This is a genomic window from Microlunatus aurantiacus, assembly GCF_039536605.1.
Lineage (GTDB): Bacteria > Actinomycetota > Actinomycetes > Propionibacteriales > Propionibacteriaceae > Microlunatus > Microlunatus aurantiacus.
In genome coordinates this window covers 539,461-561,270 of record NZ_BAAAYX010000002.1, presented here as the reverse complement: position 1 = coordinate 561,270, position 21,810 = coordinate 539,461, and the positions used below count along the sequence as shown (strand labels likewise).

18 protein-coding genes are annotated in these 21,810 nt (G+C 72.8%); 5 read left to right on the top strand and 13 right to left on the bottom strand.

Annotated features, from left to right (window positions below; all coding sequences use genetic code 11):
* Positions 1 to 13: 13 nt before the first annotated feature.
* The 4 genes from ABD714_RS02730 to ABD714_RS02715 form a co-directional block, all read right to left on the bottom strand.
* A complete protein-coding gene (locus ABD714_RS02730) occupies positions 14 to 1,468 on the bottom strand; it encodes a DUF5719 family protein (protein WP_344810731.1) in 1,455 nt (484 codons plus the stop codon).
* A complete protein-coding gene (locus ABD714_RS02725; RefSeq protein ID WP_344810730.1) occupies positions 1,465 to 4,743 on the bottom strand; it encodes a glycosyltransferase in 3,279 nt (1,092 codons plus the stop codon). The genes ABD714_RS02730 and ABD714_RS02725 overlap by 4 nt, the downstream gene beginning before the upstream one ends.
* Before the next feature lie 178 nt (positions 4,744 to 4,921).
* The gene (locus tag ABD714_RS02720; RefSeq protein ID WP_344810729.1) at positions 4,922 to 5,173 is read right to left on the bottom strand and encodes a WhiB family transcriptional regulator; all 252 of its coding nucleotides are present in this window, start codon (positions 5,171 to 5,173) and stop codon (positions 4,922 to 4,924) included.
* Between the two features lie 271 nt (positions 5,174 to 5,444).
* The gene (locus ABD714_RS02715) at positions 5,445 to 6,425 is read right to left on the bottom strand and encodes a hypothetical protein (RefSeq protein WP_344810728.1); all 981 of its coding nucleotides are present in this window, start codon (positions 6,423 to 6,425) and stop codon (positions 5,445 to 5,447) included.
* Between the two features lie 38 nt (positions 6,426 to 6,463).
* On the opposite strand from ABD714_RS02715, the gene cofD reads away from it, so the two are divergent.
* From cofD to ABD714_RS02700, 3 genes are all read left to right on the top strand, one after another.
* A complete protein-coding gene (cofD, locus tag ABD714_RS02710) occupies positions 6,464 to 7,447 on the top strand; it encodes a 2-phospho-L-lactate transferase (RefSeq protein ID WP_344810727.1) in 984 nt (327 codons plus the stop codon).
* A 13-nt stretch (positions 7,448 to 7,460) separates the two neighbouring features.
* Complete coding sequence (gene cofE / locus ABD714_RS02705) at positions 7,461 to 8,372, top strand: coenzyme F420-0:L-glutamate ligase (protein ID WP_344810726.1); 912 nt, start codon at positions 7,461 to 7,463, stop codon at positions 8,370 to 8,372.
* Between the two features lie 64 nt (positions 8,373 to 8,436).
* Complete coding sequence (locus ABD714_RS02700; protein WP_344810725.1) at positions 8,437 to 9,174, top strand: DUF3105 domain-containing protein; 738 nt, start codon at positions 8,437 to 8,439, stop codon at positions 9,172 to 9,174.
* Positions 9,175 to 9,218: 44 nt separating this feature from the next.
* Here the strand turns inward: ABD714_RS02700 and ABD714_RS02695 are convergent, their stop codons facing one another.
* The gene (locus tag ABD714_RS02695; RefSeq protein WP_344810724.1) at positions 9,219 to 10,298 is read right to left on the bottom strand and encodes a mannose-1-phosphate guanylyltransferase; all 1,080 of its coding nucleotides are present in this window, start codon (positions 10,296 to 10,298) and stop codon (positions 9,219 to 9,221) included.
* Positions 10,299 to 10,359: 61 nt separating this feature from the next.
* Between ABD714_RS02695 and ABD714_RS02690 the strand changes: the two genes are divergently transcribed.
* Positions 10,360 to 11,142, top strand: coding sequence for a TIGR03089 family protein (locus ABD714_RS02690; RefSeq protein WP_344810723.1), 783 nt, complete (start codon positions 10,360 to 10,362; stop codon positions 11,140 to 11,142).
* Between the two features lie 87 nt (positions 11,143 to 11,229).
* On the opposite strand, the gene ABD714_RS02685 is transcribed toward ABD714_RS02690, so the two are convergent.
* Positions 11,230 to 12,039, bottom strand: a complete 810-nt coding sequence (locus tag ABD714_RS02685) for a VIT1/CCC1 transporter family protein (RefSeq protein WP_344810722.1) — start codon at positions 12,037 to 12,039, stop codon at positions 11,230 to 11,232.
* Between the two features lie 119 nt (positions 12,040 to 12,158).
* On the opposite strand from ABD714_RS02685, the gene ABD714_RS02680 reads away from it, so the two are divergent.
* Positions 12,159 to 13,778: a hypothetical protein gene (locus tag ABD714_RS02680; protein ID WP_344810721.1), complete on the top strand. Its 1,620-nt coding sequence runs from the start codon at positions 12,159 to 12,161 to the stop codon at positions 13,776 to 13,778.
* 58 nt (positions 13,779 to 13,836) lie between these two features.
* Here the strand turns inward: ABD714_RS02680 and ABD714_RS02675 are convergent, their stop codons facing one another.
* From ABD714_RS02675 to ABD714_RS02645, 7 genes are all read right to left on the bottom strand, one after another.
* The gene (locus ABD714_RS02675; RefSeq protein WP_344810720.1) at positions 13,837 to 15,330 is read right to left on the bottom strand and encodes a CoA-acylating methylmalonate-semialdehyde dehydrogenase; all 1,494 of its coding nucleotides are present in this window, start codon (positions 15,328 to 15,330) and stop codon (positions 13,837 to 13,839) included.
* A gap of 55 nt (positions 15,331 to 15,385) precedes the next feature.
* A complete protein-coding gene (locus tag ABD714_RS02670; protein ID WP_344810719.1) occupies positions 15,386 to 16,303 on the bottom strand; it encodes a TIM barrel protein in 918 nt (305 codons plus the stop codon).
* Between the two features lie 53 nt (positions 16,304 to 16,356).
* Complete coding sequence (gene iolD, locus ABD714_RS02665; RefSeq protein WP_344810718.1) at positions 16,357 to 18,255, bottom strand: 3D-(3,5/4)-trihydroxycyclohexane-1,2-dione acylhydrolase (decyclizing); 1,899 nt, start codon at positions 18,253 to 18,255, stop codon at positions 16,357 to 16,359.
* Positions 18,256 to 18,257: 2 nt separating this feature from the next.
* The gene (gene iolB, locus ABD714_RS02660; RefSeq protein WP_344810717.1) at positions 18,258 to 19,145 is read right to left on the bottom strand and encodes a 5-deoxy-glucuronate isomerase; all 888 of its coding nucleotides are present in this window, start codon (positions 19,143 to 19,145) and stop codon (positions 18,258 to 18,260) included.
* Between the two features lie 11 nt (positions 19,146 to 19,156).
* Entirely contained in the window at positions 19,157 to 20,017 is an 861-nt protein-coding gene (locus tag ABD714_RS02655) for a Cgl0159 family (beta/alpha)8-fold protein (RefSeq protein WP_425562342.1), read from the bottom strand.
* A 53-nt stretch (positions 20,018 to 20,070) separates the two neighbouring features.
* Positions 20,071 to 21,099, bottom strand: a complete 1,029-nt coding sequence (gene iolC / locus ABD714_RS02650; protein ID WP_344810715.1) for a 5-dehydro-2-deoxygluconokinase — start codon at positions 21,097 to 21,099, stop codon at positions 20,071 to 20,073.
* A 115-nt stretch (positions 21,100 to 21,214) separates the two neighbouring features.
* The gene (locus tag ABD714_RS02645; protein WP_344810714.1) at positions 21,215 to 21,604 is read right to left on the bottom strand and encodes a tautomerase family protein; all 390 of its coding nucleotides are present in this window, start codon (positions 21,602 to 21,604) and stop codon (positions 21,215 to 21,217) included.
* Positions 21,605 to 21,810 lie beyond the last annotated feature (206 nt).

Here is a 21,810-nt window from a genome sequence, read left to right as displayed (position 1 = left end):
CTCGCGACGGGGGTCAGCGACCGACTGTCGGGTCGAACTCGGCCTGCGGCGCCCGGCTGGCGACGTCCGGGGACAGGACCGGCACGGTGGCCACGCCGGCGATGCCGCCCGACGAGGCCAGGAACGTCACCCCACCGACCACCGACGCCTCCGCCGGGACGGTCACCACCAGGTAGGCGGGCTCACCGGCGTCCAGCCGACGGGTCGCGGTGGCGTGCGGGACGAGCAGCACGTCGTCGTCGTCGATCTTCACGCCGTCGTAGCCGTACACCTCGAACGACAGGGGCACGTCGGTGTCGCCGCCGTTGCTCAGCACCAGCTCCGCCTCGGTCTTGTCCAGCTGGACCAACGGCACCACCCCGGTCCGCACGATGGGGGCGGTGGCGGACTGCACGGCCAGATCGGGCAGCGCGTCCGTGCCGATCGCCTCCGAGACGACGGCCGCAGTCACCGGTTGGTCGCTGGTCAGCTGCAGTCCGGCGGCGGCCCCGGCGAGCCCGGCCGCAACCGAGATCTCGGCGGTGCTCTCCGGCGGCACCTCCAGCTGCTCCGCCCCGGCGGGCGCGAACGCACCGTCCACCCCGAGCACCTGGACTCCGACGCTGGCCCGCTCCATCCCGGGGTTGGCCACCACCAGGGTGCGGGTGCCCGCCCCCTCGGGCACGCCGGGCACCACGAGCGAACGGGTCGGCGCCACCGCCGAGAGCTGCCAGTCGGCCCCGGTGGGTCCGAAGTCGACGCTGCGGCGGTCCAGGGCCACCGCGGAGACGCGTCCGGTGCTGGCCCGGACCGAGACGGTGAGCGGGCCCTCGACCGTGACCAGGGTGTCCAACGAGACCGTCCGGCTGCTGCCTGGATCGACCACCAGTCCCGGGCTGCCCGGGACCACGACCAGGCCGTTGCGGCCGTAGAAGCGCAGGTCGACCTCCGCCTGGCCGGCGTCGGGGTTGGTCAGCACCAGGTCCGTCCGGTACGCCGGGGTGGCGCCGACACCGACGAACCACTGCTCGGTGGCCGGGGTCACGCACGGGGCGGCCATCAGCCCGGACTGGTCGCCCTTGGTCGCCCGGCTGGTGATCATGCCGCTGCCGGCGGTCGCCATCACGCCCTGTCCGGTCAGCACCACCGGTGTCGCCGGCGCGGTCTGCTGGTCGCCGAAGCCCTGGCGGTCGACGGTCAGCAGCGGGGCGGTGGTGCCGACCGGGACACCGGTGAGGACCCCCTCCCGGCCGGGGGCCTTGCGCACCGCGACGGCCGACACGGTGGCCGTGGCGTCGGTGGCGGGTGAGGTGGTGCAGACGGTGGTGGTGCGCCCGACCAGGGGCAACTGGCTGGCCCGGAAGGGAGCCGTCTGGGGTGGGATCAGGCCGCCGCCGACAGCCACCACGGCCACGGCCAGGAGCGCGGCACCGGTGGTCACCAGCCGGCGGACCAGGCCGACGGAGAGCCCGCGGGTCCCGGGACTCACTGGGCCCGCCCGCCGACGAAGGCGGCCCGCCGCGCGGAGCGTACGGGATCACGGAGCTCGAGCCGACGGATCCCCGGTGCCGCCAGGACCAGGGCCGCCGCGACGACGACACCCTGACCGATCAGCAGAACGAGAGTCGGCGAGGCGAGGTGGTACGACACCGTCCCCCCGGTCGCCGGCAGCGCGAAGCCCTGCTGCCAGCCGACGGTCACCGGCGTCAGCGCGACGCCGTCCGCGCTGGCCCGCCAGCGCGGGTCCACGGCTTCGCCGAGGCGGAGCTCACGCTGCGACCCGCCCGGGGGCACGACCACCGGGAGGGTGGCGACCGCCGTCGTCTGGTCGCCCTCCGCGACGACGACGCGGGTGACGGCCGGCTGCAGCTGCCAGACCGTGGTCGCGTCGCTGCCGCTGGCGGTGCCCAGCGCTGGGGTGTTGTCGATCCGGGCGGTCTCCTCGGTGGTCGCCCCCGTCACCCAGACGTAGCCGATGCCGAGACTGCGCAGCTGCGGGCTGATGTCGGAGTCCGCGGTGCCGGCGACGATCCGCTGGACCAGGTCGCCGATCTGGTCCGGCGCGGTCACCGAGCCGCCGAAGGCGAACCCCCGGTCGGCATCGCCCAGCCGCAGCTGGTCACCGGCGACCACCGAGTAGTGCGCCTCGGCCACCGAGGGACCGGTGTGCTGGAGGTCGATGGCGAGCACCCGGACACCGGCGTCGGAGGTCATCGCGTTCTGCAGGTACGGCGGCAGCGCGTCCAGCCGCTGTCGCTCGATCGGCCCGGCGGCTCCCGCCCAGACCCACCAGCCGGCGGAGCCAAGGACGGTGAGCGCGACCAGGGTCCCGGCCACGACGCTGGTCGGCTGGACCCAGCCGAAGCTCCGTCCGCGCAGCTCGGCGGCGAGCCCGTCGACCCCGGCGGCGGCGGCCAGCACGAGGGCGGCGAAGGCGATCAGCAGGTACGCCCCGGTCCACGGGCGGATCTCCGCGCCGGTGGGGGGCACCGGTACCACCAGCCGGCTGAGCAGCGTGGCGGCGAGCAGCGCCGTCACCGCCGCGACCCAGGACCCCACCACCACCACGCTCCGCGGCCGCCGGAGCAGACCCACCAGCGACACCGCCCAGATGATGCCGAAGGCGACGGCGCCCCACCACAGCGGCGGCAACCCCGGACCGACCTCACGGCCGATCAGCAGCTGCCAGACCTCGGGCGCCGGGCCGGCGCCGGTGAGGGCGGCATCGGGACCGGCGAACAGCCGGCCCGGGAAGGCGATCAGCGACGGCCACCACGGCGCCCAGACCAGCAGCGGCAGTCCGACGGCCAGGCCGATCCGGCCGACCTTGCGGGGCGTACGCCGCAGCCAGATCGCACCGACCGCGCCGAGCGCCACGGCCACCACGATGATCGAGGGTTCGAAGGCGGTGAGGCCGATCAGCACCGCGCCGGCGCCCCAGCCGCCGCGCCACGCCTCGGGCGCCCGGGGGCGGCGCTGCACCAGTCCCCGCAGCGCCAGGACCAGCACCGGGAGGAGGACGGCGACCACGCTCAGCGTCAGCCGACCCTGGTTCGCCCCGCCCAGCAGGACCGGGAGCAACGCGTACGCCACTGCCGCGCAGAGGCGGACCCGACGGTCCTCGACGACGGTGCGGAACAACGGGTAGACCGAGAGGTAGGCCAGCGGCACGATGCCCAGGATCAGGACGGTCACCAACCACTCGGGCTGGCCGGCCAAAACCGTGGAACCGAGCGCCATCAGCGCCAGCCAGGGCGGCGGTGCGACACCCGGAGCACCGGGGACCGGGGAGGCAGCCGACCGCCACAGCTCACCCAGGCGGTCGGGGGCGGGCAGCAGGGCAGGCGCGTCCAGGTGGCCGAGCCCGAAGAGCGTGCGGGCGGCGACCAGGCTCGCCAGCACCAGCAGACCACCCACCACCACCACCGGGGCGAGCCACGGGTGCCGACCGCGGTCGTCGCGGACGGCGGCGAAGTCGTCCCCGGTCAGCTCGTCCAGCGTGGTGGCCTCGCTGTCGCCGGCCAGCTCGCGGTAGCGGTCGGAGACCGTGCCGGTCACCGACTCCGCCGCCAGCCGCAGTCCCGACCACCACGGCGGACGAAGCCCGGCGACGAGGGCCGCGGTGCCGGGCTCGGTCGGCGTCCGGCGCAGCCGGTGCCGGTAGGCGCGGATCCGACCCGGGTGCAGGACCAGCCAGCCGAGGGTGGCCAGCTCGTCGCGGGAGCGGGCCGGCGCCTTGCCCAGCAGGTAGCCCAGGGCCCGGGTCAGGCAGCCCAGGACCAGCCGCAGCCAGGTGAACGGCAACCGCCACGCCGGGGCGTGACCGGCCACCAGCAGCAGCCCGAGCTGCTGGTCGACGCGGTCGGGGTGTCGTCCGCCGGCCCCCCGGGGTCGCAGACCCGCCCGCCCCACCTGGCGGTGCACCATCTCCGCCCCCGGGGTCGTCACCACCCGCAGACCGGACGCGGTGGCCCGCCAGCCGAGCTCGACCCCGTCCCGGAAGCAGGGCACGTCGGGGTCCAGCCCATCGAGGGCGTCCCAGTCGCGGCGGCGGATCAGCAGGCCGCAGGTGGACACCCCGAGGTGCTGTCGCGGCTGGTCGCGCTGACCCTGGTCGACCTCTCCCAGGTCGAGACCGAGGTGCCGGCGACCCGTCCGGGAGATCGTGACGCCGACCTCGCTGAGCTGGTGACCGGCCCGGTGGCGGCGGCGCGGGAAGACCAGCTTCGGACCGGTGATGTCGACGCTCGCGTCCGCGGTCACGTGGGCGAGCAGCTGCTGCAGGGCGTCGGCGGCCGGCACGGCGTCGTCGTGCAGCAGCCACAACCAGTGGTCGGGGCCGCCGTCGCCCTCGGTCGACCCGGTGGGCTCCGCCGCCAGCGCGGCGGTGATCCCGGCACCGAAGCCGCCCCGCGTCGGACCGCTGACGACCGCGTCGAGCAGCCCGTGGCGCTCGGCCCGCTCCAGCAGCTCGAGCGTGGCGTCGGTGCTGCCGCTGTCGACGGCGATCAGCCGGTCGGGTCGGTGCGTGAGCCGGGACAGACCGGCCAGCGTCTCGGGCAGCCAGGCCTCGGCGTCCAGGGTGACCAGCACCGCGGTGACGGTGGTCCCCGACAGATCGGGCAGCGCGGCGTCGTCCCGCGTCTCGGTCAGCCAGGCCCAGCGGTCGGCCTCGTCCTCGGGGTGCGCGGTCCGCAGGTCATCCCAGCTGTCGGCCGCCGCGGACCGGGTGCTGCGGCGCCGCTCACTCACGTCATCGTCCATGAGTGTCGGGAGAACCTCGCGAGAGTCGTACGGCGGGCGGGTGCGGCCCGCGCTCGTGCGCAAGGCGTCGACCACTGTAGGCGAACTCCAGCCGCGGTGCGCAGTCGGCGACGGGACCCGGCTCCGGCGCCGTGGGTCCGGCCGACGACTGGGGAGGTCCGTCGGCCGGGTCAGCTCGTCAGACCGCGCGCTTCTTCAGCTTGCGGCGCTCGCGCTCGGACAGCCCACCCCAGATTCCGAAGCGCTCGTCGTGTCCGAGGGCGTACTCCAGGCACTCCGACCGCACGTCGCAGGACAGGCAGACCTTCTTGGCCTCGCGCGTGGAGCCGCCCTTCTCGGGGAAGAAGGCCTCCGGATCGGTCTGGGCGCACAGGGCTCGCTCCTGCCAGCTCAGCGCACCTTCGTCGACCTCAGCTTCGTCGTGCTCCATCGTGTTGCCTCCTCGACCCCGGGGTTCATTGCCTGCCGAGGGGTTCGCGGCCCCACGGCGCTCATGCGTCGACCACACGACCTCTCCCGGCGCCCCCGTGGCGTCGGTGCTGGTCACGATCGAACAACATGGGTGAAATTACACGCCCGTAAATGCATCCAAGTCAAGGCCGAGTTTGGTATTGGGCTGTTTTGCTCACCGGTGGCCGATGAGGTAAGGCGGCATTTCATGCGTCCGTCGTACGTTTGTCGCCAGGCCCGACCGCCGGCGCTCAGCGCAGGTCGTCGTCCTCGGCGGCGGCGGGCGGCCGGTTCGGCCGCGTGGGCCGGCCGTCGTCGGGTCGCGTGACGTCTCCCCCAGCGCGCCCTACGACGTCCGGCCCGGCGGCCGGGGACGGGGCCGGGTAGGGGTCTGGGGCTGGGTTCCAGCCCGGGAACGGTGTCGGGGTCCGGTCCGTCGACGTCTGAGGGTTCGGACCGACGGCGGGGTTCGGACCGACGGCGGGGTTCGGACCGCCGGCGGGGTTCGGACCGACGGCGGGGTTCGGATCGACGGCGGGGTTCGGACCGACGGCGGGGTTCGGACCGACGGCGGGGGCCCAGGGTCCGGTGGTCAGCGCCCCCGCCACCGGCGGGTTCGACCACGACAGGCCCGGCTGGCCCTGGGCGGCGTCGTCGGCGGTCAACCAGACCGCGCCGGTGGCCTCGTCGGCCAGCCAGGCGGCCGGCAGGCGCTCGGGGGCGGCCGTGACGGCCGGCACCTCGGTCTCGTCGGTCACCGCCGCGGCGGAGGTGTCGGCCCGGGGGCGCGTGGGGGCGGTCCGGCGCAGGGCAAGAACGACGGCCCCGAGCGCGGCCGCCGGCACCACCAACCGGAGGACACCGTCCGCGCCCAGCAGCACCCACCCGATCTCGGGGGTCGGCCACGTCACGAGGTCGATCACGGTGCCCACGGCGACCACCGACCACAGCAGCACGGTGGCGCCGACCACTGTCACGCCGGCCAGCGCGAGCGCCCGGGCGTGGGGACTCGCCGCCGACTCGGTGTCGCCGGCAGGTCGGGTGCACCAGAGCACGGAGGCCGCGGCCGCCAGCAGCAGGAGGTCGTCCCCGCCGGGGATGGCGCCGTAGCCGACTCCGCTGCCCGACGCCACGTTCACCCCGAGGGCGACGGCGCGGACCACCAGCATCAGGGCCAGGGCGACCAGCAGCACGACGGCCAGAGGTTCCCGCCACCGGTGCCAGGGCTGCATGCCGCTCACCCTAACGGGGCCGTGGAACACTGGGCGCCGTGCAGGTGGTGGTGCTGGCCGGTGGTGTCGGGGGTTCGCGGTTCGTCGCGGGAGTGCGGGCGGCGTACCCGCAGGCGGAGCTGACGGTGATCGTCAACACCGCCGACGACATCACGCTGCACGGTCTGCGGATCTGCCCGGACCTGGACACCATGACCTACACGCTGGGCCGCGCCATCGACGCCGACCGCGGCTGGGGTCGCTCGGGCGAGAGCTGGCGGGTGAAGGACGAGCTGGCGGCGTACGGGCTGGAGCCCAGCTGGTTCGGCCTCGGCGACCTGGACCTGGCCACCCACCTGGTCCGGACCCAGCTGCTGGCGGCCGGACTGCCGTTGTCGGAGGTCACCCGGCGGGTGACGGCCCGCTGGCTCGGGCACGACCCGTTGCTCACCCTGCTGCCGATGACCGACGACGTGGTCGAGACCGAGGTCGCGATCGGCGACACCGACTCCCCCGGCGGACGCCGGTGGCTGCACTTCCAGGAGTACTGGGTGCGGCTGCGCGCAGCTCCCGACGCCCTGGCCGTCCGGCGAACCGGCATCGAGCACGCGCACCCGGCGCCCGGTGTCGCCGAGGCGATCGCCGGAGCCGACCTCGTGCTGGTCGCCCCCAGCAACCCGGTCGTCTCCATCGGCCCGATCCTGGAGGTGCCGGGCATCCACGCCGCGCTGCGCGCCACCCCCGCCCCGGTGCTGGGGTTCGCCGGCATCCTCGGGGGCGCACCGGTGCTGGGGATGGCCCACCGGCTGCTGCCGGCCATCGGCGTGGCCGTCGACGCCGCGGCGGTCGGCCGGCACTACGGCGCCCGGGCCGCCGACGGCGTGCTGGACCTGTGGGTGATGGACTCCGCCGACGCCGCTGACGCGGCCGGGCTGGAGGTCGACGGGCTCCGGGTCGCCGTCACCGGCCTGATGATGAGCAGCCCGGAGGCGACCGCCGAGTTCCTCCGGCTGGCCGTCAAGGCCCTGCCCGGTCCTTCATGAGGGCAAGGCCCTGATGGTCCTCCTGTTCGCGCCCGCCGGTCTCGGCGAGGTCACCCCGGAGACCGACCTGGTCGCGGAGATCCTGCGGGTGACCGGTGACGAGCCCGGACCGCTGCACCCCGGCGACGTCGTCGTGGTCACCTCCAAGATCATCAGCAAGGCCGAGGGCCGCTACGCCGACGCCGGCGACCGGGAGGACGCCATCACCGGCGCCACCCGGCGGGTCGTCGCCCAGCGCGGACCGATGCGGATCGTCCGGACCCACAGCGGGCTCACCCTGGCCGCCGCCGGCGTCGACACCTCCAACGTCGATCCCGGCCGGATCCTGCTGCTGCCCGTCGACCCGGACGCCTCCGCCGAGCGCCTGGCCGCCGGTCTCAGCGCCGCCGTCGGCGGCGACGTCGGGGTGGTCGTCTCCGACACCGCCGGTCGGCCGTGGCGCCTCGGCCAGACCGACCACGCGATCGGCGCGGCCCGGGTCCGGGTGCTGGCGGCCTACGCCGGGCAGGTCGACGGCTACGGCAACGAGCTCGCGGTGACCACGATGGCCCTGGCCGACGAGCTGGCAGCCGCCGCGGACCTGGTCAAGACCAAGCTCGGCGGGCGACCGGTGGCCGTGCTGCGCGGGTTGGGCGACCTGGTCGGTCCCCAGCCCCCGGAGGCGGCCGACGCGACCGCCCTGCTGCGCACCGGCCGCGAGGACCTGTTCAGTCACGGCTCCCGGGAGGCCGTCCTGGCGGCGCTCTGTCACGCCCTGGACGTGCCGGAGGCGTACGCGCAGCTGGTGGGTGCCGACCCGGCCGCGGCCGGCACGGCACTGCTCGCCGCGGGCACCGCGCCACCGGATCCGGAGGCCCTGGTCCGCCGGTTGCTGGAGGTCGCGCAGCACCTCGGGGCGACCGAGAGGTCCCCGTTCCCGGGATAGACTCCGCGCTTTCCTGTCAGTTCGTCGAGGGTCTGCACACCGCCCGAGCACCCGAGGAGACCCTGTGGCCAAGGCACCCGCCCCCAGCGGTGGCAACCGCCGGCAGCAGCTGGCTGCGTTGCAGGACCAGCAGAAGTCCACCCAACGTCGCCGCACGGTCGGTCTGCTCGGGATCTGCCTGGTCCTGGCGGCCGCGCTGCTGTCGTACCCGGTCTATCTCGTGGTCAAGGACAGCCGGGCCGGCAACGCGGTGCTGGCCGATCTCGGGGTCGCGGCGGACGCGGCCGCCTGCGATGCCGTGGCCACGCACCCGGCCTCGGGCAACCAGAACCACGTGGCCGACGGCACCAAGGTGCCCTACGACCGGACGCCGCCGGACTCCGGCCCGCACTACGCCTCGCCGGCGCCGTTCACCAAGCGGTTCTACACCGTCGACGACCGGCCGGCCGTGGAGACCCTGGTGCACAACCTGGAGCACGGCTACACAGTGGTCTGGTATCGCGATAGCGCCCCGCAGTCCGACCGGGACGCCCTGGCGGCGATCGCGAAGACCTTCACGTCGGAGGACTACGACCCGACTCAGAAGTTCATCGCCGCCCCGTGGTCCGACGCGGACGGCGCCGGCTTCCCCGACGGCAAGAACGTCGTGCTGACCCGGTGGACGGCGGACCCGGCGAACCCGACCGACACGACCAAGCAGCTGGGGGTCCGGCAGGCCTGCGGCGCAGTCAGCGGCGGGGCGATCGCGTCGTTCATGCAGACCTATCCGTCGACCGACTCCCCCGAGCCGAACGGCGCCTGACTCTCGGCGGGCGCCTGGCACTCGGCGGCGGCGGTTGCGGGCGGTCAGGCGTAGGACTGCCCGAGGCGGGCGGTCACCTCGACCACCAGCTCCTTGATCCGCTCCGACTCCCCCAGGGGTGCCACGACAGTGATCTTGTCGGTCTGCACCATCACGGTGTCGGTCATCCCGAAGACCGCCAGCAACCGGCCGTCGGCGCACTCGTTGAGCACCAGGTTGTCCCGCGAGCCGACCACCACCGCGGTGCCGGTGACCGCGTTGCCGTGCTCGTCCCAGGGCAGCTGTCGACGCAGCGAGGGGTACCCACCGACGTCGTGCCAGATGATCGGCAGCTGGACCGCGACCACGTGCGCGTCCGTCCGCCCCTGGGAGACCGGCTCCATCACCGCGTAGTCGACGCTGATCTTGGCCAGCATCGGGTAGATCTCCGCCAGCCGCTCCGGCCGCGCGGCCAGCTCGGTGACCAGCCGGTGCGTGTCGGGCAGCAGCTGACGCAGGATGTCGAGCACCGTGCTCGCCCGCCAGACGAACATACCCGAGTTCCACCAGTAGTCGCCCGACTCCAGGTAGCTCTCGGCCGTCGGCCGGTCGGGCTTCTCCTTGAAGGCCAGCACCCGGCGCACGTCGGGTCGGTCCGGCAGCGCCTCCCCCTGGTGCAGGTAGCCGTAGCCCGTGTGGGCGGTGGACGGCACCACACCGAACGTGACCAGGGCGTGCGGGTCGTTCTCGGCGACCTCGAAGCCCTGGGCCAGCGCCTCCTGGAACGCCGCCGTGGGCCGCATGATGTGGTCGGAGGCGACCACGGCCATCACCGCCTCGGGATCGCGCTCGGCGAGCACCGCCGCGGTCCAGGCGATGGCGTTCATCGAGTCCCGACCCTCGGGCTCGCCCAGGATGTTCGCGGGGTCCAGCTCGGGCAGCTCGGCCGCCACCACGTGGGCGTAGTCGGCCCCGGTGCAGACCCACACCCGGGACGGGTCGACCACCCCTTCCAGCCGCTCGTACGCCAGCCGGAGCAGGCTCTGTCCGCCCAGGATGCGGAGCAGCTGCTTGGGCATGTCCTGCCTCGACAGCGGCCACAGGCGTTTTCCCGAGCCGCCGGCCATGATGAGCACGTGACGCATCGCCACAGGCTAGTGGTTGCGGGCGTCGATAGCGGGCACCGACGGCCTTACGATCACGCCCATGCAGTTGATCTCGCAGCGACTCCGCCGGCGCACCGCGACGGCCGGGGCCGATCCGCTGGTGACCTACTACGACCTCGGCACTGGTGAGCGGACCGAGCTGTCGGCTGTCACCGTGGCCAACTGGGTGGACAAGACGTGCCACCTGCTGACCGACGAGTACGGCCTGGACGTCGGCGACGGCGTGCTGCTCGACCTCGCCCGCACCCACCCGGGGCACTGGGTGACCGGCTGCCTCGAGCTGGCCTGCTGGGCGCTGGGGGTGACGGTGGTCGTCGACGACGGGGCCGCGTCCGGCGGGACCGCGTCCGGCGGGACCGCGTTCGGCGGGACTGGGGGCGAGGCGGTGCGGCTGGTGGTCGCCGGTCCGCTCTACGCCACCGCCGCCGAGCGGGCCACGGTCCTCGGCGCCGAGCTGCTGGCCTGCAGCCTGCACCCGCTCGGGCTGCCGTTCGCCGAGAAGCTGCCCGCCGGGATCGCCGACTTCTCCCTCGAGGTGCGTGGCCAACCCGACCAGTTCGCGGGCCCCACGGTGTCGGCGGATCTTCCGGCCTGGCGCTCGGTGGAGGCCACCCTGACCCAGGCGGAGGTGGCCACGGTGGACGGGACGTCCGGACGTCGGCTGCTGCGACCCTCGACGCCCTGGTCCACCGCCCGCGACGGCATCGTCGCCGCCCTGGTCGGCGGGGGCTCGGTGGTGGTGGTCGTGGGTGACGACGACGCCGCCCTGGAGCGGGTCCGGGTCACCGAGAACGTCGACGACGAGATCGGTCGGGCCGGCTGAGTCGGACCGGCCCGGCAACGGATGGAGTTGTCCCCGATGACGGACACAACTGCATCCACTCCGCCGGCCGACGCCGGCCGTCCGCCGCTACAGTCCCGAGGCGCCCAGCAGCCGGCCGATCAGGTACGTGGCCGTCATGGCCAGGCTCCCGCCCAGCACCAGCCGCAGCACCGCCGGCCCCACCCTGGCCGACCCGAGCCGGGCACTGACCGCGCCGGTGATCGCCAACGCGACCAGCACCGTGGCGAAGGTGAGCGGGATCCGCAGCGCCGGACCGGACAGCACCATGGCCAGCAGCGGCAGGATCGAGCCGATGGTGAACGCGACGGCCGAGGACAGCGCCGCCTGCCACGGACTGGTCAGGGCGTCCGGGTCGATACCCAGCTCGACGTCCACGTGGGCGGCGAAGGCGTCCTTGGCGGTCAGCTCCTCGGCCAGGCGACGAGCGGTCTGCGGACTGGCACCCTTGGCCACGTAGAGGGCGGCCAGCTCCTCCAGCTCCTCCTCCGGTGACGTGGCCAGCTCGGCCCGCTCCTTGTCCAGGAGCGCCCGCTCGCTGTCCCGCTGGCTGCTGACCGAGACGTACTCGCCGAGTGCCATCGACACCGCCCCGGCCACCAGGCCGGCGATACCGGCGGTCAGGATCGGGCCCCGCTCGGCGGTCGCCCCGGCCACCCCGACGACCAGAGCCGCGGTGGACACGATGCCGTCGTTCGCGCCGAGCACGCCGGCCCGCAGCCAGTTCAGCCGCTGCGACAGCCCACCGCCGTGGGGTTCGGCGCCGTGCGGGACCGCTCCTGCGGGGGCAGCTCCTAACAGGCCCGGGTCGGTGGGCGTCGGGTCGGTGGGGACCGGTTCGGTGGGGACCGGGGGGATCGGGGTCTGGTCGTCAGCCATGGTGATCACCGATGCTAGAGCGGGCGGGGAGGTGGTCAGCCTCCCGGGGCCCCGGCCGGACCCCCACTGGACATCCGCTCGTCGCCGGAACGTCCCCCGCCGCCTCTAGCGTCTCCGCCGTGCTCCACACTCCACGGCGGGTCCGGCACCGGTTCGCGGTGGTGGTGACCGGAGTCGCCGTCCTCGGGCTGGCGCTGATGGACCTGGCGGCGCCGCTGAACGCGAACCTGCGCTACGAGGCCGGCGTCAAGATCGCCGGCACCGACACCGCCGCCGGCACCTTCTCCCACCGGCCCCTGGCCTACCGCCTGGTGATGGACGCCGTCTTCCGGTCCGCCCATCTCCTGTCGACCGGGGCAGTCACGTTGGAGCTCGCCGTCCGCGTCCTGCTGGCGCTGCTCGCGCTGGGCGCCGGGTTCCTGCTCCGCCAGGGTCTCGCCCGGCATCGGGTCGCCCAACCCGGCCTCCACGCCGCTGTCGCCGTCGGCGGTCTGGTGATGCTCGGCCTGGTCAGCGCCGGTGAGCCCGACTGGCTCGCGGTCGTGTTCACCCTCGCCGGGGTGGGGGTCGCGCTGCTGGGCGATCGCGGACGACCCTGGCTGTACGCCATCAGCGCCGGGATCCTGTTCGTCGCCGCGGCCGGCGTGAAGATCGTCACCCTCCCGCTCGCGATCATCGGGCTCGTCGTCGTCCTGGTCGTCGACCGACGCCTGGCCGGTCGGGCGCTGGTCGCCTCCCTCGGCGTCGGTGTCCTCTACGTCATCGCCACAGTGCTCTGGGTGCCGTGGGAGATCCAGTGGCTGCTGGACCTCCGCGCCGTCCAGAACGGTGCCCGAGACGGCCTGGTCGACGCCGGTCCGTACGCCGTCGCCCTCGTCGCGCAGCGACCCGTGCTGGCCCTGCTCCCGGCCGCGGCGATCCTCGCGGCCGGGCGCGAACGCGCCCTGGTCCTGGGGGCGAGCGCCGTCACGGCCGGCCTGATCGTGGCCCAGGGCCAGTACTTCGCCTACCACGCGGTGCCGCTCGTGGTCGTCGCCGCAGTGGCCGTGTTCCGGGTCCTGCGGGACCGGTTGTCCGCGGTCGCGGGGGCCACTCTGCTGGCCGTCGCGGTGATCCTGGCCGGGCTGTCTGCGGTCGACCCGGTCTGGGCCGTCGACCACGAGCCTCTGCGGGCCGGTGGGCTCGCCGCCTTCGCCCTCACCTCCGTGATCTGGGCCCTCGGAGTCCGGGCTCGACCGACGGTCCGTCGTCCCGGCCGTGCCGCGTACGCCGCCCTGATCACGCTCGCCCTCGTGGTCCCCGGCGCCACCCCCTGGTCAGCCCAGCTCCTCCGGGCCGAGAACACCGACGGCACCCGCCCCCCGAACGCCTTCCAGCTGCGGACGGCCAGGACCGCGACCGCCGAGCGCGTCCACCGGGTCATCGGCGGTCCGGACGTCGACGTCACCTACCTGACCAGCGGCGAGTGGACCTACTGGCTGCAGAACCCGACGCGCTGCCGCTACCCCTCGCCCCTGTTCCTCCAGCGCACCCGCAAGCCGGCTCGGCTGCTGACGGCCAGCTACCGGGAGAACGTCGGTTGCCTCACCGACCCCGCCGCCCGCTGGCTGATCATCGAGACCGCGTGGTTCATCCCCGGACGCCAACCCGCTGACGTCCGGGACGTCCTCGCGCGCCACTGGGACTGCCAGGACGCCACCACGACCGGCGGTCTCCGTCTCTGCCCCCGTCGGGTCTGACCCGCCCTGGCTCCGGACCCGTACGGTCCCGCCGTCGGCCCGGCCGGACCCGCGGCGCTCAGCTGTTCTGGGGGAAGCCGAGGTTGAGTCCGCCGTGGCTCGGATCGAGCCAGCGGGAGGTGACGACCTTGCCGCGGGTGAAGAAGTGCACACCCTCCATCCCGTGGGCGTGGGAGTCGCCGAACAGGGACGACTTCCACCCACCGAAGGAGTAGTAGGCCATCGGGACCGGGACCGGCACGTTGATGCCGATCATGCCGACCTTCACCTCGTTCTGGAACTGCCGGGCCGCTCCCCCGTCGTTGGTGAAGATGGCGGTCCCGTTGCCGTACGGGTTGTCGTTGATCAGCTTGACCCCGTCCGCGTAGGTGTCGACCCGGACCACCGACAGGACCGGACCGAAGATCTCGTCGGTGTAGATGCTCATGTCGGTCGAGACGTGGTCGAACAGCGTCGGGCCGACGAAGAAGCCCGCGCCGTCGGCGTCGGGCTGCACGGTGCGGCCGTCGACCACCAGCGTCGCCCCGGCGGCCTCGCCGGCGTCGATGTAGCCCGACACCCGCTGCTGCGACGCCGCGGTCACCAACGGGCCCATGTCGCAGCCCCGGGTCCCGTCGCCGGTACGCAGGCCGACGGTGCGCTCCTTGATCTTGGCCACCAGCTCGTCGCCGACCCCGCCGACGGCCAGCACCGCCGAGATCGCCATGCACCGCTCGCCGGCCGAGCCGTAGCCGGCGTTGACCGCCTGGTCGGCCGCCAGGTCCAGATCGGCGTCGGGCAGCACCAGCATGTGGTTCTTCGCCCCGCCCAGGGCCTGGACGCGTTTGCCGTGCGCGGTGCCGGTCTCGTAGACGTACTTGGCGATCGGGGTGGACCCGACGAAGCTGATCGACTGGACGTCGGGGTGGGTGAGCAGACCGTCGACGGCGACCTTGTCGCCGTTGAGCACGTTGAACACGCCGTCGGGCAGACCGGCCTCCTTCCACAGCTCGGCCATCCACAGGGCCGCCGTGGGCACCTTCTCGCTCGGCTTCAGCACGACGGTGTTGCCGGCCGCGATGGCGATCGGGAAGAACCACATCGGCACCATGGCAGGGAAGTTGAAGGGCGAGATGATCCCGACCACCCCGAGCGGCTGACGGACGGAGTGCACGTCGACCTTGGTGGAGGCGTTCTCGGTGAACGCCCCCTTGACCAGGTGCGGGATGCCGCAGGCGAACTCGACGACCTCCTGGCCGCGGGAGACCTCACCGAGCGCATCGGAGAGGACCTTGCCGTGCTCGGAGGTGATGATCGCCGCGAGCTCGGACTTGCGGGCGTTCAGCAGCTCGCGGAACGCGAACAGCACCTGCGCCCGCCGGGCCAGCGAGGTGTCCCGCCACGCCGGGTACGCCGCGGCCGCCGCGGCCACGACAGTGGTCACGTCGGCCTCGGAGGCCAGCGCGAGCTGGGCGGTGACCTCGCCGGTCGCGGGATTGGTCACGTCGGAGAAGCGGCCGCTGGTGCCGTCGAGGAGCTTGCCGTCGGCCCAGTGCTGGAGCGTCGTTGCCATGGTGGTCGTCCTTACGTGGTGGGAGATCAGGGAGTGGTGGGTGAGAGGGAGAGCGTCACCGCACGGCCCCCATGTCGATGGACACGTTGCTGCACGAGGACAGGTAGGTCTTGGTCCGCTTGGCGATGGGCAGCGGCACGTCCGGGGCGCACGGGTAGAGATCGTGCTCGATGATGCCCTTGATCTCGCGGCCGAGGCCGGCGAGCGCCTCCAGCACCGGCGGCATGTCCGGCAGGCCCAGCGGCGGCTCGATCATGGCGCCCATCTTCACCGCGGCCGGGAAGGACAGGTCCTGCTCCAGCACCGCGGCGACGACGGCCGGGTCGACCTGCTTGAGGTGCACGTAGCCGATCCGCTCCGGGTACCGGGTGATCAGGTCGACGGAGTCGCCGCCGTAGTAGGCGACGTGACCGGTGTCCAGGCACAGGTTCACGTAGTCGGGGTTCGTCGCCTCCAGGAAGCGCTCGATGTCCGGCTGGTAGCCGACGTGGCTGTCGGCGTGGGAGTGGAACTGCACGTGCAGGCCGTACTCGTCCAGGATCCTCCGGCCCAGCTCGTCGTGACCCGAGGTCAGCAGTCCCCACTGCTCGTCGGTGAGGCTGCGCTCCTCCTTGGGCTCCCCCGTCTTGTGGTCGCGCCAGACGTCGGGGATGACCACGATGTGCTCCCCGCCGACCGCCTGGGTCAGCGCGGCCACGTCGGTGACCTGCTTCCAGACGTCGTCCCACGACCCCGGCTGGTGCAGGTGGGAGAAGACGGTGCCGGCGAGCACCGACAGCCGGTGCTTCTCCAGCGTCTCCTTCAGCTCGGTCGGGTCGTTGGGCAGGTAGCCGTACGGGCCGAGCTCGATGGCCTCGTAGCCGGCCTCGACGACCTCCGCCAGGAAGCGCTCCGCGGGCACCTGCTCGGGGTCGCTGGGGAACCAGACCCCCCAGGAGTCCGGGGCGGTTCCGATCGTGAGGGTGGAAGTCACGTGCTGCCTCTCTGCTGCGTTGCTGGGTGGTGGGTGTCGTCGTGCCGGTTCGGTCACGCCGTCGGCGTGAGGAACGTCTTCTGCTCGGTCTTCTTCTGCCGGTAGAACTCGCCGGCCTGCTGGGTCGAGGCGAGGGTGGAGGTCGCGCTGACCGGCACGTCCCACCACGACTCCGAGCTGGGCGCGTCCAGCAGCGGGTCGGTCTCCACGTAGATCACGATCGGGGCGTCGGAGGCCTTGGCGACCTTGATCGCGTCGGCGAACTCCGCCCTGGTGCTGGTCTTGATCACCTCGAGACCGAAGCTGGCCGCGTTGGCCGCCAGGTCGATCGGCAGCTTCTCCCCGTCCAGTCGACCACTGGCCGCGTTGCGCTTGCGGTACGACGTCCCGAACCGCTGGGAGCCCAGGGACTCCGACAGCGAGCCGATGGAGGCGAAGCCGTGGTTCTGGACCAGCACCGTGATGATCTTGATGTCCTCCTGCACCGCCGTGGCCAGCTCGGTGGCCATCATCAGGTACGACCCGTCACCGACCATCACGAAGACGTCGCGGTCGGGGCAGGCCAGCCGCACGCCGAGGCCACCGGCGACCTCGTAACCCATGCAGGAGTAGCCGTACTCGACGTGGTAGCCCTTCGGGTCCCGCGTCCGCCACAGCTTGTGCAGGTCACCCGGCATCGAGCCGGCCGCGCAGACGACCACGTCGGACGGGTCGGACAGCTCGTTGACCAGACCGATGACGGAGTTCTGGGTGAGCAGCCCGGGGGCCGGCTCCTCCTCCGCGTACGCCTTCGCCACGGCGGCATCCCAGGCCGCGTCCAGCTCGGTGTAGCGGGCGGCGTACGCGTCGTCCACCCGGAAGCCGTCGAGCAGCCCGGTCAACGCGGTCAAGGCCTCCCGGGCGTCGGCCTGCACGGCCAACCCGGAGTGCTTGACCGCGTCGATCGGCGCCACGTTGATGTTGACGAACCGCACCCCCGCGTCGGCGAACGCGGTCCGGCTGGCCGTGGTGAAGTCCTCGTACCGGGTACCGATGCCGATCACCACGTCGGCCTCGGCGGCGATCGCGTTCGACGCGGTGCTGCCGGTGGAGCCGATCGCGCCCAGGCACTGCGGGTGGTCGTAGAGCAGGGTGCCCTTGCCGGCCTGGGTCTGGCCGACCGGGATGCCGGTCGCGTCGCAGAAGGCGGCCAGCGCCTCCGTGGCGCCGGCGTAGTGCACCCCGCCGCCGGCCACGATCAGCGGCCGCTTCGCCGAGCGGATGATCTCGGCCGCCCGGGCGGTCACCGCGGTCTCCGGCAGCGGCCGCGAGACGTGCCAGACGCGCTTGGCGAACAGCTCGACCGGCCAGTCGTGCGCCTGCGCCTGCACGTCCTGCGGGAAGCAGACGGTGACCGCACCGGTCTCCGCCGGGTCGGTCAGCACCCGCATCGCCGAGAGCAGCGCAGCCGGCAGCTGCTCCGGCCGCCAGATCCGGTCGAAGTACTTGCTGACCGGGCGGAACGCGTCGTTCACGGTGACGTCCCCGGCGTACGGCAGCTCGAGCTCCTGCAGCAGTGGCGAGGCCGCGCGGTCGGCGAAGGTGTCCGCCGGCAGCAGCAGCACCGGGATCCGGTTGATGGTGGCCAGAGCGGCACCCGTGACCATGTTGGTCGCGCCCGGTCCGACCGAGCTGGACACGGCGTACGTCTGCAGCCGGTTCCGCATCCGGGCGAACGCGACGGCGGAGTGCACCATGGCCTGCTCGTTGCGGCCCAGCACGTACGGGAGCGCACCCGGCTCGTCGATCTCGGCCTGCAGCAGCGCCTGTCCGAGACCCGCGACGTTGCCGTGGCCGAAGATGCCGAAGCAGCCCTCGAAGAACTTGTGCTCCACGCCGTCGGACTCGCTGTACTGCTGGCTCAGGAACTTCACGGTCGCCTGGGCGACCGTCAGCCGTGCTGTCTCGGCCATGATCAGGAGTCCTTTCGAGACGTCGCGGTCAGTCGCGGGTCGACCGGCAGGTCGTCCCAGGTGCCCCGGATCCAGGTCTGGTCGGGGTGGTCGGAGATCTTCCAGGCCCGCTCGCCGCCGTTCGGGTTCGGCGGGCCGGCCATCACGTTCAGGTAGTACATGTCGTGGCCGGGCGCAGCCACGCACGGCCCGTGCCAGCCGTACGGCACCAGCACCGCGTCCCGATCATGGACCTCTTCGCAGATGTCGATCTCGTGTCCGGGCGAGGAGGAGGTACGCATGAAGCCCAGACCCGGTTGACCCTCGGGGCCGGCGGCGATCTCGAAGTAGTAGATCTCCTCCAGCTCCGACTCGGTCTCGGTCGCCTCGTCGTGCTTGTGGGCGGGGTAGGACGACCAGTTCCCACCCGGCGTGATCACCTCACAAGCGATGATCGCACCGGCTGCCAACGCCTGTGGCGTCCCGAAGTTGCGGACCTGCCGGCTCGACTGGCCCGCCCCACGAAGCTCGACCGGGACCTCGGCGACGGGGCCGTAGTGCGCCGGCAGCGCGGCGTCACTCACGGCGCCGCACAGGGCGTACCGGCCGCCGTCGGTGGAGGTGAGCGTGGCGGTGGAACCCGCCGGCAGGTAGACGATGTCGGTCGGTCCGGCGAACACGTCGGCCCGCCCGACCAGCGCGAAGGTCTCGTCTCCGGCGGTCACCGATGCACCACCGGACAGCGGCACCACGATGATCTCCTCACCCGCACAGGAGAATCCGTGGTCGGCGCCGGCCGCCAGGGTGATCACCCGCAGGCTCGAGTAGCCCCACCCGGCCGAGGCCGGCGTGATCTCCAGGTCGTAGGGTCCGGCGGCAGCGGCGCCGGCGGGCAGGTACAGCTCGGTCATCGTCACGTTCCTCACCGCACCAGCGAGACGGCGGTGTCGACCGCTTTCGCCACGTCGTCGTCCGCCGGGTAGAGCATGGTGCGCCCGACCACCAGACCACGCACCGACGGCAGGGCGAGGGCTGCCTCCCAGGCCGCGTACGTCTCGTCCGGATCGTTGTCCGGATCGCCGCCGAGCAGCAGGGTCGGCAGCGTCGTCGCCGCCATCACCCGCTCCATCTCCGCCACCACCGGCAGCTTCATCCAGGTGTACGCGCTGGAGGCGCCCAGCCCCGAGGCGATGGCGATCGACTTGATCACCGCGTCCGGGCTCAGGTCGTTGACGATCGTGCCGCCCACCCGGCGGGACAGGAACGGCTCGACCAGGGCGATCAGCCGGGCCCGGTTGAGCTCGCTGATGATCTTGCCCTGGGTCTCCAGGGTGACCACGGTGGCCGGGTCGTCGAGGTCGATGCGGGTCAGCATCTTGGCTCCGTCGAAGCGGGCGTCGATGGTGCCCTGCACGTCGTAGCCGGTGCTGCGGTCGTCCAGCTCGAAGACCGAGCCCTGCAGGCCGCCCCGGTTGATCGAGGAGAAGACGACCTTGTCCTCCAACGCACCGAGCAGCAGCAGGTCCTCCGCGATGTCGGCGGTGGCCAGCAGACCGTCCACGCCCGGGCGGGAGAGCGCAGTCACCAGCCGGCCGAGCAGCTCGGCGCGGTCGGCCATGGCGGTGGCGTTGCCCGAGGCCCCCAGTGCCCCGCGGGCCGGGTGGTCGCAGGCCACGATCATCAGCCGTCCGTCGCCGCCGGCGATGGTGCGTCGACGTCGGGTGGCCAGCAGCTCGCCGACCCGCTCCGGCTCGGCGAACCGCGTCTCGCTGAGCTCGGCGATCGAGGAGACGAACCGACCGGCGACCGAGGAGACGGGCAGCGTCCGGGTAGCGGTCACGTGGACGCCCCCGCGGTCTCGACGTGGACGGCCAGCCCGTCGGGCAGACCCTCGTTGGGGTCCCCACCGGCGAGCAACGTCTCGATCTCCGCGGTGGTGGGCATGGCGGTGGAGCACTCCAGCCGGGAGGCCACGATGGCGCCCGCGGCGTTGGCCCGGGCCAGCACCTTCTCCAGCGGCCAGCCGGCCAGCAGACCGTGGCACAGCGAACCGCCGAAGGAGTCGCCGGCGCCCAGCCCGTTCAGCGGGGTGATCGGGATCGGCGGCGAGACCACGCGCTCGGTGCGGGTCTTGGCCAGCACGCCCTTCGGACCCTGCTTGACGATCGCCAGCTCGACCCCCGCGTCCAGCAGCGCGTCGGCCGCCTTCTCCGGGTCGGTCTCACCGACCGCGACCTCGCACTCCTCGCGGTTGCCGACGGCCACCGTGACGTACGGCAGCGCCTTGCGGACCTGCTCACCGGCGGCCTCCGGGCTGTCCCAGAACATCGGCCGGTAGTCCAGGTCGAGTGCGGTGATCGGCTTCCGCGCACGTGCCTCGAGCACGGCGAAGTGCGACTCCCGGCTGGGCTCCTCGCTGAACCCGGTCACCGACAGCCACATCAGCGCGGTCGCCCGGACGGCGTCGAAGTCGATGTCGGCCGGCCGGACCTGCAGATCCGGCGCGGTGGGCTTGCGGTAGAACCAGAGCGGGAAGTCGTCCGGCGGGAAGATCTCGCAGAAGGTGACCGGGGTGGCGTACTCGGAGTTCGTCACCACGTGGGTGTCGTCGACCCCGAGCTCGGTGAGCGCCCGGCGGACGAAGCGGCCGAACGGGTCGTTCCCGACGCCGGTGATGATGCCGGTGCGACGCCCCAGGCGCGCGGCGGCGACCGCGACGTTGGCGGTGGTGCCACCGAGGTACTTGCCGAAGCTCGTGACGTCCTCGAGCCCCACCCCGATCTGCTGCGGGTAGATGTCCACCCCGCTGCGACCGAAGGTCAGCACCTCCAGGGCGGACGACGGGGACTGAGCAGAGCTGCTCATCACTCTCCTTCGAGGGGTGCGGGCCGGCGCGGCGACGCCTGCGCTCGACCGTAGTAGCGGGTCAGGGCGGACGTCAAGATTTGTACAGACAAATTATCATTCTCCCGGTGGGCGCTCACAGGTCGCCCTCGAGGAACTGCGCGCGCCCCAGTCCGAACGACCAGTCCTCCCGGCCGTTGGCCACCACCGAGACGATCAGATCCGTGGGGGCGACCTCGCACTCGGCCTCCAGCCGCTTGGCCAGCTGCGCGTACGCCGCCTTCTTCTGCTCCGCCGTCCGCCCCTGCTGCACGATCTGGATGACGACCACACCAGCTGTCCGCTCGAACCCGAGCCCGGTGTCCTCGGCGATGATGTGGCCCACCGGGTGCTCGGTGATGATCTGGTACCGGTCCCCCGGCGGCGCCGCGAACACCTCCAGCATCACGCCCTGGACCACGTCGGCGATCTTCCGCAGCTCGGCTGGTGTCCGGCCCTGCTGGACGTCGATGCGAACAAGGGGCATGGCGGCGACCTCATCTCGTGGGGAGAACTCGAGCCTACTTTGTCAGGACATAATGTCAAGCTGGTCGAGTGATCGCCGCGGGCTTCAACATTCCGTCAATCGACGGCTTCGGCGGCCCGCAGGCGCCTCGGGCTTTGAACATTCCGTCAGTCGACGGCATCTTCGGCCCTGCCGGCCCCAGGCCCTGAACATTCCGTCAGTCGACG